General features: G+C 64.9%; 26 protein-coding genes. 17 read left to right on the top strand and 9 right to left on the bottom strand.

Going from position 1 to position 19,096, the window contains the following annotated elements; translation table 11 throughout:
• Positions 1 to 34 precede the first annotated feature (34 nt).
• The 3 genes from LH19_RS11105 to LH19_RS11115 are packed head-to-tail and all read right to left on the bottom strand — an operon-like array spanning position 35 to position 1,259.
• Positions 35 to 517: a DUF421 domain-containing protein gene (locus LH19_RS11105; RefSeq protein ID WP_054727909.1), complete on the bottom strand. Its 483-nt coding sequence runs from the start codon at positions 515 to 517 to the stop codon at positions 35 to 37.
• Positions 517 to 1,080, bottom strand: a complete 564-nt coding sequence (locus tag LH19_RS11110; RefSeq protein ID WP_145923396.1) for a hypothetical protein — start codon at positions 1,078 to 1,080, stop codon at positions 517 to 519. Before LH19_RS11110 ends, LH19_RS11105 begins: the two co-directional genes overlap by 1 nt.
• Positions 1,077 to 1,259, bottom strand: coding sequence for a DUF3606 domain-containing protein (locus LH19_RS11115; RefSeq protein ID WP_054727913.1), 183 nt, complete (start codon positions 1,257 to 1,259; stop codon positions 1,077 to 1,079). Before LH19_RS11115 ends, LH19_RS11110 begins: the two co-directional genes overlap by 4 nt.
• Positions 1,260 to 1,531: 272 nt before the next feature.
• Here LH19_RS11115 and LH19_RS29020 point away from each other — a divergent pair, with 272 nt between their 5' ends.
• From LH19_RS29020 to LH19_RS11150, 8 genes are all read left to right on the top strand, one after another.
• A complete protein-coding gene (locus LH19_RS29020; protein ID WP_167346272.1) occupies positions 1,532 to 1,708 on the top strand; it encodes a hypothetical protein in 177 nt (58 codons plus the stop codon).
• Positions 1,709 to 1,852: 144 nt separating this feature from the next.
• Positions 1,853 to 3,505, top strand: a complete 1,653-nt coding sequence (locus LH19_RS11125) for an FAD/NAD(P)-binding protein (protein ID WP_054727916.1) — start codon at positions 1,853 to 1,855, stop codon at positions 3,503 to 3,505.
• Positions 3,502 to 3,855, top strand: a complete 354-nt coding sequence (locus LH19_RS11130; protein ID WP_234716145.1) for a DUF1543 domain-containing protein — start codon at positions 3,502 to 3,504, stop codon at positions 3,853 to 3,855. Before LH19_RS11125 ends, LH19_RS11130 begins: the two co-directional genes overlap by 4 nt.
• A gap of 21 nt (positions 3,856 to 3,876) precedes the next feature.
• Positions 3,877 to 4,041 carry a hypothetical protein gene (locus tag LH19_RS29430; protein WP_234716146.1) on the top strand — a complete coding sequence of 55 codons (165 nt, stop codon included), beginning with the start codon at positions 3,877 to 3,879 and terminating at the stop codon, positions 4,039 to 4,041.
• Positions 4,042 to 4,133: 92 nt separating this feature from the next.
• On the top strand, positions 4,134 to 4,565 hold the full coding sequence (locus tag LH19_RS11135) for a pyridoxamine 5'-phosphate oxidase family protein (protein WP_054727918.1): 432 nt from the start codon (positions 4,134 to 4,136) through the stop codon (positions 4,563 to 4,565).
• Between the two features lie 118 nt (positions 4,566 to 4,683).
• Entirely contained in the window at positions 4,684 to 5,166 is a 483-nt protein-coding gene (locus LH19_RS11140) for a GFA family protein (RefSeq protein WP_082395583.1), read from the top strand.
• A gap of 412 nt (positions 5,167 to 5,578) precedes the next feature.
• Positions 5,579 to 5,983 (top strand): PRC-barrel domain-containing protein, encoded by a 405-nt coding sequence (locus LH19_RS11145; RefSeq protein ID WP_234716147.1) that lies wholly within the window; start codon positions 5,579 to 5,581, stop codon positions 5,981 to 5,983.
• Between the two features lie 27 nt (positions 5,984 to 6,010).
• Positions 6,011 to 6,877 (top strand): alpha/beta fold hydrolase, encoded by an 867-nt coding sequence (locus LH19_RS11150; RefSeq protein ID WP_054727922.1) that lies wholly within the window; start codon positions 6,011 to 6,013, stop codon positions 6,875 to 6,877.
• Positions 6,878 to 6,988: 111 nt separating this feature from the next.
• Here the strand turns inward: LH19_RS11150 and LH19_RS11155 are convergent, their stop codons facing one another.
• The 3 genes from LH19_RS11155 to LH19_RS11165 form a co-directional block, all read right to left on the bottom strand.
• Positions 6,989 to 7,264 carry a hypothetical protein gene (locus LH19_RS11155; protein WP_054727924.1) on the bottom strand — a complete coding sequence of 92 codons (276 nt, stop codon included), beginning with the start codon at positions 7,262 to 7,264 and terminating at the stop codon, positions 6,989 to 6,991.
• 80 nt (positions 7,265 to 7,344) lie between these two features.
• Positions 7,345 to 8,136, bottom strand: a complete 792-nt coding sequence (locus LH19_RS11160; RefSeq protein WP_054727927.1) for a DUF1206 domain-containing protein — start codon at positions 8,134 to 8,136, stop codon at positions 7,345 to 7,347.
• 154 nt (positions 8,137 to 8,290) lie between these two features.
• Positions 8,291 to 8,956: an alpha/beta hydrolase gene (locus LH19_RS11165; RefSeq protein WP_234716148.1), complete on the bottom strand. Its 666-nt coding sequence runs from the start codon at positions 8,954 to 8,956 to the stop codon at positions 8,291 to 8,293.
• Positions 8,957 to 9,168: 212 nt separating this feature from the next.
• Here LH19_RS11165 and LH19_RS11170 point away from each other — a divergent pair, with 212 nt between their 5' ends.
• Both LH19_RS11170 and LH19_RS11175 read left to right on the top strand, forming a co-directional pair.
• Complete coding sequence (locus tag LH19_RS11170) at positions 9,169 to 10,104, top strand: SDR family oxidoreductase (protein WP_082395587.1); 936 nt, start codon at positions 9,169 to 9,171, stop codon at positions 10,102 to 10,104.
• 190 nt (positions 10,105 to 10,294) lie between these two features.
• Positions 10,295 to 10,591: a hypothetical protein gene (locus tag LH19_RS11175; protein WP_054727928.1), complete on the top strand. Its 297-nt coding sequence runs from the start codon at positions 10,295 to 10,297 to the stop codon at positions 10,589 to 10,591.
• Positions 10,592 to 10,627: 36 nt separating this feature from the next.
• Here the strand turns inward: LH19_RS11175 and LH19_RS11180 are convergent, their stop codons facing one another.
• Positions 10,628 to 10,852 (bottom strand): hypothetical protein, encoded by a 225-nt coding sequence (locus LH19_RS11180; RefSeq protein ID WP_054727930.1) that lies wholly within the window; start codon positions 10,850 to 10,852, stop codon positions 10,628 to 10,630.
• Positions 10,853 to 11,202: 350 nt separating this feature from the next.
• On the opposite strand from LH19_RS11180, the gene LH19_RS11185 reads away from it, so the two are divergent.
• Positions 11,203 to 12,234, top strand: coding sequence for a mannose-1-phosphate guanylyltransferase (locus LH19_RS11185; protein ID WP_054727932.1), 1,032 nt, complete (start codon positions 11,203 to 11,205; stop codon positions 12,232 to 12,234).
• A 31-nt stretch (positions 12,235 to 12,265) separates the two neighbouring features.
• Here LH19_RS11185 and LH19_RS11190 read toward each other — a convergent pair whose 3' ends face one another.
• Positions 12,266 to 12,529, bottom strand: a complete 264-nt coding sequence (locus tag LH19_RS11190; RefSeq protein WP_054727934.1) for a DksA/TraR family C4-type zinc finger protein — start codon at positions 12,527 to 12,529, stop codon at positions 12,266 to 12,268.
• Positions 12,530 to 12,631: 102 nt separating this feature from the next.
• Here LH19_RS11190 and ligD point away from each other — a divergent pair, with 102 nt between their 5' ends.
• From ligD to ku, 4 genes are all read left to right on the top strand, one after another.
• A complete protein-coding gene (ligD, locus tag LH19_RS11195; protein ID WP_082395589.1) occupies positions 12,632 to 14,515 on the top strand; it encodes a DNA ligase D in 1,884 nt (627 codons plus the stop codon).
• Positions 14,512 to 15,315 (top strand): exodeoxyribonuclease III, encoded by an 804-nt coding sequence (gene xth / locus LH19_RS11200; protein WP_054727937.1) that lies wholly within the window; start codon positions 14,512 to 14,514, stop codon positions 15,313 to 15,315. Before ligD ends, xth begins: the two co-directional genes overlap by 4 nt.
• Positions 15,312 to 15,689, top strand: coding sequence for a hypothetical protein (locus LH19_RS11205; RefSeq protein WP_054727939.1), 378 nt, complete (start codon positions 15,312 to 15,314; stop codon positions 15,687 to 15,689). The genes xth and LH19_RS11205 overlap by 4 nt, the downstream gene beginning before the upstream one ends.
• A 183-nt stretch (positions 15,690 to 15,872) precedes the next feature.
• A complete protein-coding gene (ku, locus tag LH19_RS11210; RefSeq protein ID WP_054727942.1) occupies positions 15,873 to 16,757 on the top strand; it encodes a non-homologous end joining protein Ku in 885 nt (294 codons plus the stop codon).
• 38 nt (positions 16,758 to 16,795) lie between these two features.
• Here ku and LH19_RS11215 read toward each other — a convergent pair whose 3' ends face one another.
• Entirely contained in the window at positions 16,796 to 17,038 is a 243-nt protein-coding gene (locus LH19_RS11215) for a KTSC domain-containing protein (protein WP_234716149.1), read from the bottom strand.
• A 123-nt stretch (positions 17,039 to 17,161) separates the two neighbouring features.
• Here LH19_RS11215 and LH19_RS11220 point away from each other — a divergent pair, with 123 nt between their 5' ends.
• Together LH19_RS11220 and asd are read left to right on the top strand one after the other, a co-directional pair.
• The gene (locus tag LH19_RS11220) at positions 17,162 to 18,040 is read left to right on the top strand and encodes a GNAT family N-acetyltransferase (protein ID WP_054727946.1); all 879 of its coding nucleotides are present in this window, start codon (positions 17,162 to 17,164) and stop codon (positions 18,038 to 18,040) included.
• Between the two features lie 160 nt (positions 18,041 to 18,200).
• Complete coding sequence (asd, locus tag LH19_RS11225) at positions 18,201 to 19,064, top strand: archaetidylserine decarboxylase (RefSeq protein ID WP_054727948.1); 864 nt, start codon at positions 18,201 to 18,203, stop codon at positions 19,062 to 19,064.
• The last annotated feature ends 32 nt before the right edge of the window (positions 19,065 to 19,096 follow it).

Genomic DNA, 19,096 nt, shown 5'->3' on the forward strand with positions numbered 1-19,096 from the left:
CGCGCGGCGGACCCGAAAGTTGCGATCGACTGATTCACACCGCGCCATCCTCGGCATCGCGCTGTCGGGCTGTGCCGTCCGAGCGCTTGATGAAGCTGATCTTGCCTTGCGGTTCGAGGATCGCCCATTCGACGTCGGAGAGGTGGGCGATACCTGCAAGCCGCATCTCTGACTCGATTTCATCGGTGGTGAGACGGTCGCGGTGAAGATTGTCCCGGATGATTTCGCCCTGCTTCACCACGACGCGCGGGTGGCCTTCGAGCAGGTTCTTGAGCCGCGGAAAGAGATAGGTCGTCCAGCTCAGCGTGAGCGCCCAGAAGGCGAAGGTCACGATGGCGAGCAACGCGCCGGTCAGGCTGAAATCATTATGGGTGACGCCTTGCTGGATGAGGTCGCCCATGACGACGAGCAGAACCAGTTCGAATGGCGTCATCTGTCCCAGTTCGCGTTTCCCCATGAGACGGAGCAGCGCATAGAGCAGGAAAAACATCACGCTCGCGCGAAGGACGATATCCATCAGGGCAGGACCTTGATCTGGAGCGGCATACTGCCGAGCCGCCGCTCGCCGTCGAACAAAGCGATGTCGCCCCTGGTTCCTGCGAAGAGCGGCGGGTTGATTTGCCCGTCGATCTTGACGACGAGCGTCTCGCCGGCGCGAAGCTTGCCATAGGAGAAACGATAGGCGCCGTCCTTGTAGCTTTCCTCGGCGGCGGCGGGGATCATCGTGTTGATCGTCATGTCGGTCCAGAGCGACGGCGAGACCGCAAGCACGGCGTCGGAAATGTCGCGGGTCGCCTCGACACGAATGCGCGTTTCGAAAAACTCGCCGTTGCGAATGACCGAGGGCGTCTTCACCTCGAGCCGAGCCGCCCCGAAATCCTGGCTGCGTAGCGGACTCGGCTGTCCGCCGACGAGGCCCGACAGCGCAATTGCGACGACCGCTGCCAGCAGCACGAAGGAGACGGGGCTAGCGTGGCGGTGCCAGCGCTGTCCGGAGATCATCTTCTCGCTGATTCCGTCGGGGCGACGGCTGTGGGCTGCAGCCGCGTCGCCCCCCGTCCCATCTGCACCCGCCGTCAAGCGAGGGGCTCCGGCCACGGCCGCGCGAGATAGGTACGAACCGCATCGGCGCGATCGCCGACTGCCGCGACCGCGATCAATATCTCGGACTGACTCACGCCCAATATGCGCGCCCAGGCGAGCATCGCGTCGGGCGCGCTTCGATCGATGCGGCCACATTCGAACTGTTGGTGAGGCATGACCGTCTCCCGTCGATGATGACGGGCGAACGCTTACAAGGTACGAAAGTTGCGGACGCGGCGACGTTCGCCGCGGGGTGAAAGAAGGGTCGCAGGCGACTTCCAGTCGATCGTCGAAAATCCCCGCTCCTGCTCTTTCGCGCGCGCCGCGAAACGCCGCGATGCGGCCAAAGTTGCGCACGGCGGCGAAGATAAATCTGGGCGATCGCAGGCAACTTTCGCCCGCGTCCAAGGGTTTCTCGGACCAGAACCCACAGCCAATGGAGAGTATCATGAGCGTCAAGGGACAGATCAAGGAAGCTGCCGGCTATGTGAAGGAAGAAGCCTTCGAAAACGGCGACAGCCCCGAGGCCAAGCGCAAGGCGCAGGAAGGCCGCGACCTTCGCAACGAAGGCCGCATCGAAGACGGCAAGCCGCCGAAGACGGGTACTCCCGGCACCGAAAACTAATCCTCCCGCCAAGTTGATGGCCCCCTTCGGGTCCGCGCATGCGGACCCTTTTTTTGGCTGGGCGCCCCGGAGCAGCTGAGGAGAATTCGCATTGACCCAGAGCAAGTCGGGCGAACTTCTGCGCGGCCGGGGTATTGTCGCAATATGACACCCCGCATAGCCTTTGTCGGTGCCGGCCCGACCACTCTCTACACCTTGCATGCGCTTCTCGCCCACAGCCCTCCGCCCTTCTGTCTTGCCGTGTATGAAGCGCAGGCGAGCGCGGGCCGCGGAACGCCCTATCGGCCGGGCTGGAACGACCCCGCCATGCTCGCGAACATCGCCAGCATCGAAATCCCGCCGCTTGCCGAGACGCTGTGCGACTGGCTGATACGCCAGCCGCCGGAACGCCTCGCCGATCTCGGCATTGATCCTCATGCGATCGGCGAACGTACCTTCTATCCGCGCGTCGCGCTCGGCGAATATTTCCGCGACCAGTTCGAAGCCGTTATCGACCTGGCACGCGCGCGCGGGATCGAGGTCGAGCTGCGTACGCGCTGCCGCGTCGAGGACGCCGTCAGCACATCTGGCGCGATGCTACTCAAGATCCGCACGCGATCAGGCGAACTCGCCGACGAGGCTTTCGACCATGTCGTCCTCGCGACGGGCCACCAATGGCCCGCCGAGCCCGAGGTTCGCCCGGGTTATTTCCTCAGCCCCTGGCCCGCCTCGACTCTGGCCGCGGTGCCGCCCTGCGACATCGGCATTCGCGGCAGCTCGCTCACGGCCATCGACGCCTGTATCGCGCTCGCCGGCACCCATGGCTCGTTCGACGAGGCCGATGACGGCGAGACGCATTATCGTCCGGCACCCGCCACCGACGCGTTCCACATGACGATGATGTCGAGGAAGGGTCTGCTCCCCGAAGCCGATTTTTATGCGCCGCTGCCCTACGAGCCGCTCGCAATCTGTACCGAGGAGGCAATCACGCGTCTTGTCGCGAGCCGAGACGACCAGCTTCTCGATGCTGCCTTCGAACTGTTCAAGGCGGAGCTTGCAGCCGCCGATCTCCCTTATGCCGCGGGCATCGGCCTCAAGAATCTCGACCTCGAGGGCTTCTGCGAGGCCTATTTCGCGCGGCGCGCGGCGACCGACCCGTTCGAGTGGGCCGAGGCCAACCTTGCCGAAGCGAAGCGCGATTATGCCGCGAGGCACACCGTCGCTTGGCGCTACGCAATCCTGCGCATGCACGAAACTCTGGCGCTTCTCGCGCCGCATCTCGAAGCCGCCGACTACCGCCGCTTCGTCCGCCATTTCAAGCCGGTCTTCGTCGACGACTATGCCACCGTTCCGCACAAATCGATCCGGCGATTGCTTGCCCTCCACCGCGCCGGGAAGCTCGATGTCATGGCGATCGGCGACGACTACCGCATCGACACGAGCGGCGAGGAGGCAGGCGCGACGCTGGTCCTGGACGGCGAGCACCGGCACTTCCCGGTTTTCATCGAGGCGATGGGTCAGCGCCCGCTCGGCGCCGCAGCTTTCCCTTTCCCCTCGCTGCGCCGACAGGGGATCGTGCGCGATGCTGAACCTGGCGCCGGCAAGGCGGAGGCGCGAGGTATCGCGATCGACGAAGCGTTCCACCCGCTTGCGGACGATATCCCGGAAGCCCGCCTCTTCTGCCTCAGCTTGCCCTTCCTTCTCGGCCGCCACCCTTTCATACAGGGAATCACGAGCTCGCACGAAATGGGTCTGGTCGTCGGCGAACAGCTTGCCGCGGCGATTGGTGGAGCCAGCGCCGAAGAGAAAGCGGCATGAAGCTTTTCGCCATCTATATCGGCGGCGAGATGGCCGGCGCCAATATCGAGCTGCACGACATGCGCTTCGTCGCCGCGCCCACGATCACCGACACGTATGACGCGCTCCGCCGCCAATGGTGGGGCACGCCGGGCAGCCTCCATATCGACTGCTGGGCCGAGATCGATCACGCCGGTGGCTATGACATCGTCCTGAAGCCCGAGCCTTTCGAGGGTCCGGAACGGCTCTATTATGTCAATCTCGGCGGCTATGTGCCGGGCGAATTTCTCGAGCGCCACCGCAATCTTTTCATCGTCGGGGACACGCTCGCGCGAGCGAAGTCACGCGCACTCGCCTCGGTGCGGCAGTGACTGCAGCCGCACCGCGACGAGATGTACGAGGCCGAGCAGGCCTTTTCGCTCGACGCGGTCGCCGCCGAAGCCCGGCTCCACATCCATCTCGTTCCCGCTCCGCGGCGAGAGCTCGCAATCACCTGCGAATATCGTCCGATCCGCGCGCCGCGGCGGCAAGGCCGGACCGCCGCGTCCGGGCCCTGACCCAGGGCGCACGGCCAACCGCTCCCGCCGCAACTCCCTCCTTCGCGGCGCATTGATGCAGACATAGACGCTCCAGAAAAAAGGCTCCTCCCATGACCATGACGATCGAACAGCTCTCCGAAAAAATGAAGGATATCGACTTCGCGATGCTCGCGACGCACACCGCGGGCGGCGCCATCGGGTCGCGGCCGATGAGCAACAATCGCGAGGTCGATTATGACGGCGATGCCTGGTTCTTTACCGACGAGACGGCGCTCATGGTCGCCGATATCGCCGCCAACCCGAACGTCAATCTGAGCTACCAGGGCAAGTCCGGGCTACTCGGCATGCGTCCCTTCTTTCTCGCGGTCGAGGGTCATGCCGCGCTGATCCGCGACAAGGCCCAGTTCGCCGAACATTGGACGAAGGGCCTCGAACGCTGGTGGCCGGACGGGATCGAGACGCCCGGAATCGTCCTCATCAAGGTGTCGGGCACCCGCGCGCATTATTGGGACGGCGAGGACGAGGGCGAATTGCCGCTGTGAGACGGCGCGGGAAGGGGAATCGCGCCGCTTCCCCCTCCCCGCTCGGGCAGCCGGCGCCACAACGCCGCTGAGCCGTCCGCGCCGTCCCCGCCAATCGCGCCCCGAGAAAGGCTCGTCCATGCCGAATACGTCCGATAGCGACCCTGCAACCCCCGAAAACTTTGCTCTCGAAGGGGGCTGTGCTTGCGGGGCGGTTCGTTACCGCCTCGAAGAGAAGCCCTATGACACCGGATGGTGCCACTGCCGGGTCTGCCAGCATGTCTCGGGTTCGGGAGGCATGGTCTTCACGACGGTGCATCTGGACCGGTACCATATCCTCGCTGGCGAGGAGCATATCGGACACTTCGCATCGACGAGCTTCGGGACGCGCAGCTTCTGCCGGATGTGCGGCTCGCCGCTGACGATCCATGTGCGCCATCAGGCCGACGAGATCGATATCGCCGCGGGCACGCTCGACGATCCCGAAGAAATTGCGCCAGCCTTCCATCTCTATACGGCCGAGGCGCCGAGCTGGATGCCGATGGTGGCATTCCTTCCGCGCTACAAGGCCCTCCGACCGAAGACGCGCGGGCTCGACGAGGGCGTGACGGAGGCGGGCTGAGGCACCTTAGAAAATCAAGGTGAACGCGATCGCGTGAGTATTCCGCCTCGAACTGAGAGAGCGATAGACGGCAAAGGGCTCCGCCGATCGGCGAAGCCCTTCGTCGCTCTCGAACCCGGACCGGCGGGAGCCCCCCAGCTCCCGGCCCGGACGAGAATCAGGCATGCGCCTTAGACGAGCAGAATCTGGCGGACCTTGATCCATGTTTCCCAAGTTGGCGATTGCCGAGACGAGCCGTTCGCTCTTCCCTACGCAGACAGGGACGTCACCGCGCAGGTGAGGGATCGGCTCGACAGCTACCCGCCGCGTCTGGGCCGGGCGCAACCGCTTGTCGAGCGGAGCGTTTCCGAACCAGATCGCGACGAAACCGAGCGTCGAACGGACGCTTGCTACCTCATTGAAAGGACAGATCATGCGCATCCTTCTCCTAGGTGCCTGCTCCGCACTTCTTCTCGCAGCCTGCGACAGCAAGCAGGAAGCGGCCGAGGACAGGATGGAACGCGCGGCCGAGACCAGCGCCACTGTGGCCGGTCCGGTCCCCGCGGCGCTCGGTCTCAGCGAGGCACAGCTTCTCGACGCCGACATCGTCGGTGCGGACGGGAAGGATCTGGGCGACGTATCGCAGGTACTGCGCGGCACCGACGACAAGGTGGACCGTCTTCTCGTCGAGCTCGATGGCATCGGTCCGGACCGCTATGTTCATGTGCCGGTGCAAGGCCTCAAGGTGGTCGTGCGCGGCGACGACACCGATCTTCAGACGAGCATGACCAAGGCCGACCTCGACGCGCTGCCCGAGGTCAAGCTGCCGGCGCCTTGAGATCATGATGATCGAGGGATGTGAGCGGTGACGGTAGAAATCTTCCACCGGCGCATCGATGTCGGCGGCGTCGGCATCTTCTACCGCGAGGCGGGCCCGCCCGACGCCCCGGTGCTATTGTTGCCGCATGGCTATCCCTGCTCGTCGTTCGAGTTTCGCAATCTCCTGCCGCGACTTGGCGATCGGTGGCGGCTGCTTGCACCCGACTATCCCGGCATGGGCTACAGCGATACGCCCGAGCATTTCGACTATAGCTTCGACGGCTATGCGCAGCTTCTCGACGGGTTCGTGCGCGCACTCGGCGTCGAGAATTTCGCCATCTATCTTCACGATTTCGGATCGCCAATCGGCGTGCGTCTCGCGATCATGAAGCCTGAGCGCATCGTCGCGCAGATCATCCAGAATGGCGATATTCCGTACGAGGATGCGCTGGGCGACAAATATGCCGAGATCGAGAAGAGCTGGTCGCTTCCCGAGCCCGACATGCGCGCCGAAATCGGCAAGGCAATCAGCGAAGAGGTTTTTCGCGACGAGTTTCTGAATAACGTACGGCCAGAGCTCGCCCCGCGCATTCCACCCGATCTCTGGCAACTTCACTGGTCGCTGATCACCCCGAGGCGCCTGGAGATCGCCATCGACCTCATCGCCGGCCTCAAGGCCAACCGGTCCTGGTTCGGCGAACATCGGCGCTATCTGCGCGACCACCGCCCGCCGACGCTCATCGTCTGGGGACCGCAGGATTTCTATATGCCCGAGAAGTCCGCGCGCGCCTATCTGCGCGACCTTCCGGGCGCCGAGCTGCATCTGCTCGACGGCGGCCATTGGCTGCTCGAGACCAATCTCGAAGAAGTTGTGCTGCTGATCCGGGACTTCCTGGACCGGACGCTGAGCTGACGCCAGCCGGCGCCAAGGTTTCATTCGCGCCGCCGGAGCCGATCCGAGGCTCCGAAACGATAAAGGGCGCCGGAACCGGCGCCCTTCACCCTGCCCTTAGGGAAGGCAGTCTTATTTCTTCTGGGTGTCGCCGACGCCGGTTTCGGACGGAGCGATCTCGCCATTGTCGTCCATCGCGTTGGCCTTTTCTTCGCCCTGCTCTTCGACGACATCGGCCTTCTGCTCCATTGCCTCTTTGGCGGGACCTTCGGGCATCGCGTCGGCCTGATCGTCGATCGCCTCGGCTTTCGCTTCGGCCTGGTCCTCGACCTTGTCGGCGGCGGGGCTCTGGCACGCACCGAGCGCGAGGGCCGAGGTTGCGGCGAGGGTTACGAACAGCTTCTTCATCGAAAGTCTCCCTGTGATGACTGCCCTTGCTAACGCAGCGAGGGCCACGGGGTTCCGCAAGGCCGCCCAGTGAAAAATCGTCAGCGCCGCGAAGCCATAATCCGAGCGATCATGTCCTCGTCGCGAAGCCGCCGCCAACGCGCCTCGACGAAGCTGTGGACGCCGAAAAGAAAGAGGCCGGCGGCGACGAGCAGATAGAGAGGCGGATTGTCGGTCAGCGCCGAGAGCGCGTCGCCGAGACCCTTGACCTCTCCCGCGGCGCCGAACCAGCCGCCGCGAATGAGCGAGGCGCCGATGACCGCGAACACGACCGCGCGCGCCGCAAGTCCCGCCCGTCCCACGGGCACTGCCCACCCCGGCGCGGCTGCATCGAGATGCTTTGCAAATTCGGTGGTCCAGGCCTTGACGGCTTGCTGCACGGCCGCCGCGAGGAAACCGGCGCCGACGAGCCCGAGCAGGAGGCCGCCAAGCGGCAAATCGAGCAGCATGCCCGCCGCTTCTTTTTCGCGCCCTTCTTCGGCGCCGCCGCCCGAGGCGAGGCGAAGCGCCGCCCAAGCCAGGATGAAATGGGCGATACCGCTCGCCGCATAGCCAACACGCACCGCGACACCCTTTGCGCCCGCCCCCTTATTCTCGCTGTCGAGCGCCGCCCCGTAGAGGCGGTAGGCGCCGTAGAGCGCCAGCCCCATTGCGAGGAGGGCGAGAAGGATCGAACCGGCAGGCATGTCGCGGACAGAGCGGAACACAGCCTGCGGACTGGCGTCGTCGGCAGACGAACCGGTGAGCGCAATCCATGCGAGCAGGCAATAGACGACCCCGCGCGCGAACCATCCCGTCCGCGCAAATGTCTCGAGCCGCCGCAGCCTGTCCATGGTCACTGTCCTGATGGTTGAACCATCAAGCCAACGCAGGCTGGACCCGGCAGTTCCTCGCCACTCCCCAGCCGCAGGGGATCACCCCCTCCCGGCCACTCCATTTCGCTCACCGCCGCCGCACCGCCCGTGCCGCCACAGCAACTTCAGCGGTTCAGCCGGAAGATTTCGTAAAGGCCCCGGCCACGAAATCGCGGCCTGTCCGCAGGCCGACCGGATCGACGCTGTGCGCGACGCCGTAGGAGATATGCGTCTCGACCTCGACGCCGAGCCGCTTCAACTGGCTCTCGGACATGTGCAGCGCCGCGATCGGCACGACGGGGTCGGCCGTGCCGTGCACCAGCAGGACTGGCGGTTTCGACGGAACATGATGCGCAAGATCGGCCGCGCCCGCGAGCATGCCCGAATAGCCGACGATAGCGGCAACGGCGCGGGGGCGGCGAAGGCCGACCTGAAGCGCCATCATCGTGCCCTGGCTGAAACCCACAAGGGCGAGATCGGCCTCGCTGAGGTCATATTGCGCGAGCTTGCGATCGATGAACGCGTCGATCGCCGGCGCTGCCGACGCAGCGCCTGCAGCCAACGCCGCCGGGGCGAAACCCGACAGCCCCCACCATTGGTAGCCCCCGCCCATTATCGAGCATCGCTGCGGTGCATGCGGCGCAAGAAACAGCGTGTCTGGCAAGGCCTCCTGCCACTGCGGCGCCAGCGAAATCATGTCGGAGCCGCTCGACCCGAAGCCGTGGAGCAGCAGCACGATGTTTTTGGGGGCGTCTCCGGAGCGAGGTTGCAGGCTGGCACCGTTCACGATCTTCGACAAACTTCTTCTCTCAGCTTCGGCAGCGCAGGGCGCGCCCCCGGGGCGGTAAGGATTGCAACGCTGCATAGGTAGAAAGTCGGCCGCGCATTTCCAGCCCATGGAATATACCGGACAGCTCGGCCGCAGCGCAGCTCGGCATGAGCCAAGTGCTCCGCAACCAAGTGTAGGACCCGCCGGTTTGTCGATGACAGGCAGAACAGGAGGAGTCGGCAATGGCACGCAAATCAGAGGCCGGAAAGGTCGGAGAAACCGCGTCCGAGAAGCGCGGAAAACAGACGGCGGCAAGGAAACTGCGGAAGGAGGTCGGCGAGACGAAGACGATCCGCACGCCGCCGAAAGACCGGGAATCCGATCTCGACCGCGCGCCGAAATGGGAGCCGCGCTATGCCGGTTCCGACCGGCTCAAGGACAAGGTCGCGATCGTGACCGGCGGCGACAGCGGGATCGGGCGCGCGGTAGCCGTATTGTTCGCCCGCGAAGGTGCGGACATCGCAATCGTTTACAAGAGCAACAAGGCCGATGCCGAGGAAACGGCTTCGCTCGTAGGCGCCGAAGGGCGCACCGCGATCCTCGTCAGGGCCGACGTGGGCAAAACCAGCGCCGGAAGGACTATCGTCGACAAGGTCGTGAGCAAGCTGAAGCGCATCGATGTTCTCGTCAACAATGCGGGCGAACAGCATCCGGCGGACGATATTCGCGACATCAGCCCGGAGCAGCTGCAGCGCACCTTCGCCACCAATATCTTCGGCATGTTCTATCTTGTGCAGGCTGCGCTGCCGCATCTCAAGAAAGGCGCGGCGATCATCAATTGCACGAGCGTGACCATGTATCAGGGGAGCGGTGGTCTGCTCGACTATAGTGCGACCAAGGGCGCCATTACCGCCTTCACGCGCTCGCTCAGCGAGAATCTGATCGAGAAGGGGATCAGGGTGAATGCGGTCGCGCCCGGCCCGATCTGGACCCCGCTCAATCCACGCGGCGGAGCGCCCGCCGAAAAAGTCGAAAGTTTTGGCGAGACGACGCCGATGAAGCGACCGGGAGAGCCCAACGAGGTCGCGCCGAGCTTCCTCTTTCTTGCGTGCGACGACAGCAGCTACATATCGGGCCAGGTGCTCCACCCGAACGGCGGAACGGTCGTCAACGGATAGACCGCGCCGAGCGGCAATCATATCTGGGCGCCGCCGCCGCTCGCAACGATTGTCACGCGGTGCCGACACGGCCAGCGCGCTCGTGTCCGTCTCCGGAAGCGAGGTCTTGCATGCCACCGATTAGCGTCGTTAGCGGAACCCCAAGATGTTCCGTTGGTTGACCAAAGGGGGCCGGATAGGGAGAATTGTCATGCCCCGTGGGGACAAATCAAGCTACACCGACAAGCAAAAGCGCAAGGCCGAGCATATCGAAGAAAGTTATGAGAAGCGCGGCGTCGGCAAGAAGGAAGCGGAGAGCCGCGCATGGGCAACGGTGAACAAGGAGTCGGGCGGCGGCAACAAGTCGGGTTCCGGCCGTGGCCAGCCCGATACCCATGAAGCCTCGAGAAAAGGTGGCCGCAAAAGCGGTACGGGCAAGAGCAGCGAAAAGCGATCGGCGGCCGCGAAAAAGGGTTGGGAAACGCGCCGCCGAAATGCCAAGGGATAGCGGCGGACGAGATTAGCAAGGACCGACAAAGAGCCCCTATACGGGCGCTCCGGTCCAGGCAGCGCCGCCCTCACCCTCATAAGATTTCAGGCGATCGACTAGGCTTCGGCGCTCCGCCGCTACCTCGCGCAGGAGGAGGATCGCGGCCTCCCGGTCGAGGCCGACAGGATCAAGACGTCCTTGATCGATCCGCGCGATGAGGTCGGAGAGGAATTTCAATTCTTGCCCGGCCAGCATCAGAAAGGTGTCGCTCTGGTTCATGCCTGTTCAACGCCCCGGTGCCCCGGCGGGCTGCATGCGGCGGAAGTGAAGTCCGACCGGCAAGCGTCCACAATCTTCGTCGTTGAAGCATTCTTATCGCCGACTTCGCAATTTTCTGGCGCAACAGGACACGCTGACCGCGCTCAATCCGGATCACGCATGCGAGAATTCGGTATAACCTGCGTTAATCCGCCCCGAATTTCGGGCCTTTGCGCAGAAACAGGGGCAACTCGCTCGCTTGCGCGGCGTTCATTCGGACATGGTCCAGCCGGTCGCTCATTTCGAAAACGGCGGAAAGTCGATCGGGTCGAGCTCGCGCGCCTCCGCCCCGACCCTAGAAGGTTGATCCTATGTCTGCGACGATCCAGCCCGTCATTCTTTGCGGCGGCGCGGGTACGCGCCTCTGGCCTGCTTCCCGCGGCGCGCGTGCCAAACAGTTTCTCGACATCATCGGAAAGGAGAGCCTGTTCGCCCGCACGCTCGATCGGGCAACCGGAGCCGGCTTTTCGGCGCCGCTCATCGTGTGCGGCGCCGAGCATGTCGCGATGGTGCGCGAGCAATCCCAGGGTCGCGACCTTCGGCTGATCGTCGAGCCCGCGGCGCGCAACACCGCTGCCGCCATCGCGCTCGCGGTCGCTTCGTCGGCCGATGACGTTCTGCTGCTCGTCATGCCGAGCGATCATGTCATCGCCGATGTAGCCGCATTCCGGGGCACCATCGCCAAAGCCGCCGATCTGGCGCGCGACGACTGGCTGGTCACATTCGGCATCGCCCCCGATCGGCCCGACACGGGCTTCGGCTACATCGCCAGCGGCGCGCCGCTCGGCGGCGCGGGATTTGCCGTCGCCCGCTTCGTCGAGAAGCCGCCCCTCGCCGATGCCGAAGCGATGCTTCGCGAGGGTGGCTACAGCTGGAACGCCGGCATCTTCCTCTTCCGGGCCGGTCGCATGCGCGAAGCGATGCTCACGCATTGCCCGGCCATATATCGCGCGGCGGAAGCCGCGGTCGCCAATGCGCTGCACGATGGCGATGCCCTGCACGCGGCAAGCGCGCCGTTCGAACAGGCGCCCTCTGATTCGATCGACTATGCCGTGATGGAGAAAGACGCCCGCGTTGCGGTCGTCCCCGTGTCGATGGGCTGGTCGGACCTAGGCAGCTGGCAGGCGGTGCACGCGCTCGCAGGTGCCGACGCTTCCGGTAATGCTTGCAGCGACGATCTTTTCGCACACGACAGCCACAATTGCCTCGTCCGCGCGCCCGGAAAACGCGTGTCGCTCGTCGGCATGGACAATGTCGGCGTCATCGTCGACGGCGACGATATCCTCGTTATCGCGCTCAACCGATCGCAGGAGGTCCGCGCCGCAGCCAAGGCGCGCGCCTGAAGTCCATGCCGCGGCTCGCTTTCCCAAGGGGTCAGCGCAGCTGACTGTCCTTGCTTCCCCGGCGGTTGAAACCGGACGGACGGCCTTCGGCGTCGCGAAGCGTCTGGCACCCGATGCAGGTACGGCTCGCAGGCAAGGCCTTTCGCCGCGCCTCCGCAATCCGCTCGCCGCAATCGTCGCAATAGTCCGCGCCCTTGCCGGACAGCAGCCGCAGGCGCGCCTCCTTGACGGCATCGCTCACCGTGTCGTCGATCTGCTCCTGAACGGCGCCGTCGCGCGCCCAGCCATTCGCCATGTTGAAGCTCCATGTTTCGGGGACGAAAATGGGGACGCATGGCGGGGCGGGCAAGTTGCCCCGCCACCGGGAACGATCGCGGCGCCAAATGGTCTTGAGTCCATGGCCAGAAAGACCGCCGCACCGAGCCCTGCAGACCGCGCCCCCTCTTCGAAGCGCGGCGAACGAAAGGCTGCGGCTCCCCCGCCCTTTCGTCCGGTCCAGCTGGCGACGCTCGTCGACAGCGTTCCCGCTGGCAGGGGCTGGGTTCACGAGATGAAATATGACGGCTACCGCCTGCTGATCGCGGTCGGCGGCGACGAGGCCCGCGCCTATACGCGCTCCGGTCTCGACTGGTCGGAGCGCTTCGCGCCGCTCCTCGCCGAGGCCGCAAAGCTGAAGGTAGACAGCGCGCTGATCGACGGTGAAGCGGTCGTGCTCGATGCTGAAGGCCGCTCAAGCTTCCAGTCACTGCAAAATGCCCTGAAGTCCGCGCCCGATAGCATCGACTATTTCGCCTTCGATCTGCTCGCGCTGGACGGCGAGGATCTGACCGCCCTCCCCCTCCTCGACCGCAAGGCGCATCTTGCCAAAATTCTTCCCAAGGCCTCCAGGCATATCCGCTACTCGGATCATATCGCGGGCAGCGGCGAGGCATTGCTCGAGAGTTTCTGCGCTGCGGGTCTCGAAGGGGTCATCTCGAAAAAGGGCGATGCGCGCTATGTCGGCGCGCGCGCGGGAAGCTGGCTCAAGACGAAGTGCATCAAGCGGCAGGAGTTCGTCATCGTCGGCTGGACGCCCTCGGACACGTCGCGCGCGTTCCGCTCGCTGATGCTTGGCGTCCATGAGAAGGGCGCGCTGCGCTACGCGGGCAAGGTCGGGACCGGTTTCGATACCGAGGAGCTCTTCCGCCTCCAGGCGATGATGAAGCCGCTCGAACGAAAGGAGCCGACGGTGAAGGTGCCCCGCACCGAGACGCGCGGCGCGCACTGGATCGAGCCGAAGCTCGTCGCCGAGATCGCCTTCACCGAGATGACGAACGATGGCACGCTCCGCCACCCGAGCTATCTCGGCCTTCGTGAGGACAAGAAGCCCGAAGCGGTCGTGATCGAAAGCGAAGCGGCGGTCGCCGAGGTGGCGCACGCCTCGCCAGTACCGATCAGCAACCCCGACCGCGTCATCTTTCCCGAGGCGGGGCTCACCAAGGGCGAGCTTGCAGAATATTATGCCGTGGTCGCGCCGATCATGCTGCCGTGGGCGGGTTCGCGCCCGATCAGCCTCGTGCGCTGTCCGCAGGGCCGCGCCAAGAAATGCTTCTTCCAGAAACATGATGCCGGAAGCCTCGGCGATGCGGTGAAACAGGTCGCGATCGAGGAGAAGGATGGCGACAACCAGCCCTATCTCTATATGGACACGCCCGAGGGCCTGATGACCTGCGTCCAGATGGGCACGATCGAATTCCATGGCTGGGGCGCGCGCATCGAGGATGTCGAGAAGGCCGATCGGCTCGTCTTCGATCTCGATCCCGACGTCGGTCTCGATTTCGAGGCGGTCCGCAGCGCCGCCTTCCAGTTCCGCGACATCCTGAAGCAGATGGGCCTCGAGACCTTCCCGATGCTCACCGGCGGCAAAGGCGTCCATGTGATCGCCCCGCTCGTGCCGCGCGCCGAATGGCCCGAGGTCAAGGACTTCGCGCACCGGCTCGCCCGCGCCGTCGCCCAGATGGATTCCGACCGCTTCACCGCCGCCCTCCCCAAGGCGCAGCGCAAGGGCCGGATCTTCGTCGATTATCTCCGCAACCAGCGCGGCGCGACTGCGGTGATGCCCTATTCGGCGCGGGCCCGCGAAGGCGCGCCGGTCGCCGCGCCCATCAGCTGGAAGGAAATGGAGACGATCGACAAGCCTTCGCATTTCCGCATCACCGACGCGAAGGAGCTTCTGAAGCGCGCCGACCTCAAGGCGCTGCAAGGCTGGGGCCGCGCCGACCAGACGCTGCCCGACCTGTGAAGATCGCGACCTATAATGTGAACGGCATCGGCGGCCGCCTCGACATTCTGCTCGGCTGGCTCGCGCAGGCCGAGCCCGACATCGTTTGCCTGCAGGAATTGAAAGCCCCTCAGGAGAAATTCCCCGAGAAGGCGATCCGCGACGCGGGCTATGACGTGATCTGGCACGGCCAGAGCCGCTGGAACGGCGTCGCGATGCTGAGCCGCGTCGGCGAAATCCACGAAACGCGCCGCGGGCTCCCCGGCGATCCCGGCGACGAGCAGAGCCGCTATATCGAGGCCGCGGTGGGCGGCATCCTCGTCGCCGGCCTCTATCTTCCCAACGGCAACCCCTGGCCCGGTCCGAAGTTCGATTACAAGATGCAGTGGATGGCGCGGCTCGACGCGCATCTGACAACGCTCTTCGACCTCGATGCGCCCGTCGTCATCTGCGGCGACTTCAACGTCATTCCCACCGACCTCGATGTGTACAAGCCCGAGAACTGGATGAAGGACGCGCTCTTCGCGCCCGAAGCCAAAGCCGCCTACCGGCGCATCCTCGACCAGGGCTGGACCGATGCGATCCGTCACCTGCATCCCGGGGAGCGCATCTACAGCTTCTGGGCTTATTGGCGGCGCTCGTTCGAACGCAATGCCGGCATCCGCATCGACCATCTGCTGCTGAACAAGCCCGCGGCGAAGCGGCTCGAGGCAGCCGGCGTCGACACCCGCCCGCGGGCGCTCGACAAGACGAGCGACCATGCGCCCGCCTGGATCGAACTTGGCGCGGGCTCCACAACGCGAAAGCGCAAGGCGTCATGACGCGCACCATCGCCGGCTGGAAGCTGCCACCAGCCGAGCGCGACCAGCTGCTCGAACGGTTCGAACCGCGCTATCCGGATCTGGTTGCCGATCATGTGACGCTCCGTTTCGGGACCGCCGAGGACACGCCCCTACCCGCCGCGCACGCGGGCGAGATCGTCGGCGAAGTCGACGACGGCGCGGGCGTCCAGGCGCTCGTCGTGCGCATCGGCGGCACCACCGATCGCGGCGACGGTAGCCATTATCATATCACCTGGTCGCTTGGGCCGGGCCGCGAGGCGAAGGAGAGCAACGACGTGCTCGCCGCAACGAAATGGCAGCGGGTGCATCCTCCGATCGCCATCGCGCTCGCGCCCGCGCGCTGGACCGTCTGAGAAGCTCGGATCGGCAAGTCGCGGGCCGCGAAAACGGCAGGCGCGCGCGTTCGCGACTGTCCGGCCATTTGCAGCTCCTGCTTTCGATCCCGTTGCGGCGATCGGGCTTCCCTTCCCATCGCCGGCGCGGAACGCTCGGCGACCGCGCGCATTGAAGGAGCATTGGCAAAGGAGTGAGTGACGATGGCTGCGCGCCCTTATTGGAAAGGCCAGATCCGCCTGGCGCTCGTTTCGATCCCGGTCGAGATCTATTCGGCGACGAAGAGCGGGGCGACGATCGCGTTCAACCAGATCCACGAGCCGACCGGCAAGCGCATCAAATATGAAAAGGTCGTCCCCGGCGTCGGCCCGGTCGACGTCGACGAGATCGTCAAGGGATTCCAATATGCCAAGGACCAATATGTGCTGCTCGACGACGAGGAGATCGAAGGGGTCAAGCTCGAAAGCAAGAAGACGCTCGAGCTCACCCAGTTCGTCGAGGCCGAGGATATCGACGAGATCTATTTCGAGAAGCCCTATTATGTCGTCCCCGCCGACGACCTTGCCGAGGAAGCGTTCATCGTGCTGCGCGAGGCGCTGCGCCGCACGGGCAAGGTCGGTCTCGGCCAGCTCGCGATGCGCGGCCGTGAATATGTCGTCAGCATCAAGGCGTGCGGCCGGGGTCTCGTCATGGAGACGCTGCGCTATGCCGACGAGGTCAACAAGGCGGCGAGCTATTTCCGCGACATTGCCGACAGCGATCCCGACGAAGACCTGCTCGACCTCGCGACGACGCTGATCGACAAGAAGACGGGCAAGTTCGACGCGAGCGACTTTCACGATCGCTATGTCGAGGCGCTGAAGGAGCTTATCGAGCGCAAGAAGAAGGGCAAGACGCTCAATCTCGACGACGGGAAGGACGAGAAGGCGCCGAGCGGATCGAACGTCGTCGACCTGATGGCGGCGCTCAAGAAATCGATCGGCGACGGCGGCGGGAAGGCCAAGGCCGCCAGCGCCAAGAAGGCGCCGGCCAAAAAGACGCCGACGAAAAAGGCGCCGACCAAGACCGCCGCGCGCAAGCGCGCATGAGCCGCGCCTTCACAATGCCCGCATTCGCAGTCGGGCGCTCAGGCACCGGGACCGAACCGCCGGCGCGCCGGGTCGCGCTCGCACCGGAAATGATCCTTGATATGCGCGTTGAAATAGGCGCCGAGCGATTCCGCAGCGCAGAGCCCGTCGTAGATCGCGCGCGGGACGCCATGATAAAGATATCTGCCGGTGCCCCGGAAGCTGATGGAAAGCACCGACGCTGCCTCGTCATAGGCGACATGGTCGATCATGGTCGAGCGGGTGAAGCGGCGCGCGCGCATATGGGCAGAGCGCGTCGCAGCCGCACAGGTTCCCACCAAGGCGCGGGCAAGCGCGCGCCGCCGGTCCGAGCGAGCGCCCCCTCCCCGCAGACCCGCCCCGCCTCTCCTCTCCGGCCCTGATCGATGACAACCGAGCCGACAGCCGACGAGCTTCGCGCAATCGCCGAACACCGCGGGATGAAACTCGTCCGGTCGCGAAAGCGAACGCCGGGCGTCGGCGACTATGGGAAGTTCGGCCTCACCGATGCGGCGGGCAAGCCGCTCCTCGGGATCGGCGAACAAGGGCTCATGGCAAGCGCCGCCGACATCGCGCACTATCTTCGCGGCGGCGCGGCCGACAGCTGGAAACTCTCGGCCGAACGCGAACCCGCGGCGAAGCCTGCCAAGAAGGCACCCAAAGCCGCCGAACCCATCGAGGAGCATTCGCCTATCCGCCGACGCGGAAAAACGAGTCCGCCACCGTCACCCGAGCCTGCACGAAGGCGGCAGGATCCGCCGCCGCCGCCGAAAGCCAAGCCGGTGCTGAGGATCGTCAAACCCGAAGTCCTGCCGGAACCCGAGCTCAGCCTGCGGCCCGCGACGGGCAAGGACCGAAAAGCTCTCGCCCGTCTGCTCGCCCAGCTTGCCGAGCCGCCCAAGCGCATATCGATCGATGCGAACGTTGAGGCGATCGGCAAAGCGAAGGCCGGGCTTCTCGTCGCCGATGCCGACGGGCTGATCGGATGCTGCGCCTGGGGCGTCGTTCCGACCTTGCAGCACGGCCTTGTCGGCCGCGTCACCCTGCTGCTGGTCGACGGCGACCATCGGCGCCGCGGCATCGGGACGGCGCTCCTGACCGCCGCCGAAACGGCGCTCACCAAGGGCGGATGCGGCACGATCGAGATCATGAGCGACATCATGATCAACAACGCCCACAACTTCCTGCGCGCGCGGAACTATGAGCAGAAGAGTTACCGCTTCGTCCGTTCGGCGGGAGGGGCGCCAAAGGCCCGGCGAGACTGAGCGCGCGCCCTACCCGATTATTTTCCGCTCCCGGCCATGCGCCTTCCCTTGCCCCACGACATCGGGATAAAGCATCACCGCCGGAACGAAGAGGCGGGCGCCGTCGTCTCTCCCCAGGCGATCGGCTTTCCCTCCGAAGGATCGACCAACGGATGATATCATGTTCGAGCGCCTGACAATTCTTGCCCAGCATGCGATGCCGAAGCGGCGGCTGACCGAATTCGCCGGCCGTGTTGCCGCATCGTCGGGCCGGCTGACCCCGCGACTGATCCAATGGTTCGTCGCCAAATATGGCGTCGACATGAGCGAAGCGGAAAATCCCGACATCCGCAGCTATGCAAACTTCAACGACTTCTTCACGCGTCCGCTGAAAGCCGGCGCTCGCCCGCGGGCGGAGGCCAATTTCATCTGTCCGGTCGACGGTGCCATCAGCCAGCTCGGCGCCATCGACGATCATCACATCGTCCAGGCCAAGGGCCACCGTTTCACCACCACCGCGATACTGGGCGGCGACGCTGCCCTCGCCGCGACGTTTCGCGACGGCAGTTTCGCCAACCTCTATCTTTCGCCCAAGGATTATCACCGGCTGCACATGCCGTGCGACGGGGAGCTCAGACGCATGATCCACGTCCCGGGCTCGCTCTTTTCCGTCAACCCGACGACCGCGCGCGGGGTGCCCGGCCTTTTCGCGCGCAACGAGCGGGTCATATGCCTGTTCGAGTCCCCCACTCACGGCCATTTTGCGATGATACTCGTAGGTGCGACCATCGTCGGCAGCGTCGCAACGTCATGGCATGGCGTGGTGAATGCAAAGCGATCGGGCAAGTTATCGTCATGGTCCTACGCCCCCGATGAAGTCTCGCTGCGCAAGGGCGACGAGATGGGTCGCTTTCTCCTCGGCTCCACGATCGTGACGCTGTTCGAGAAGCAAGCGATCACGTTCAACCCCGATTGGTTTCCCGAACGGCCGGTGCGCCTCGGAGAGGAGATGGGAAGCGCCGTAGAGAAAGCCTCGGGCGGATAGCCGATCAACCCTGTGACACGCGCGGCAGCCGA

The sequence above is a fragment of the Sphingopyxis macrogoltabida genome (assembly GCF_001314325.1).
In the GTDB taxonomy this organism is placed as follows: domain Bacteria; phylum Pseudomonadota; class Alphaproteobacteria; order Sphingomonadales; family Sphingomonadaceae; genus Sphingopyxis; species Sphingopyxis macrogoltabida.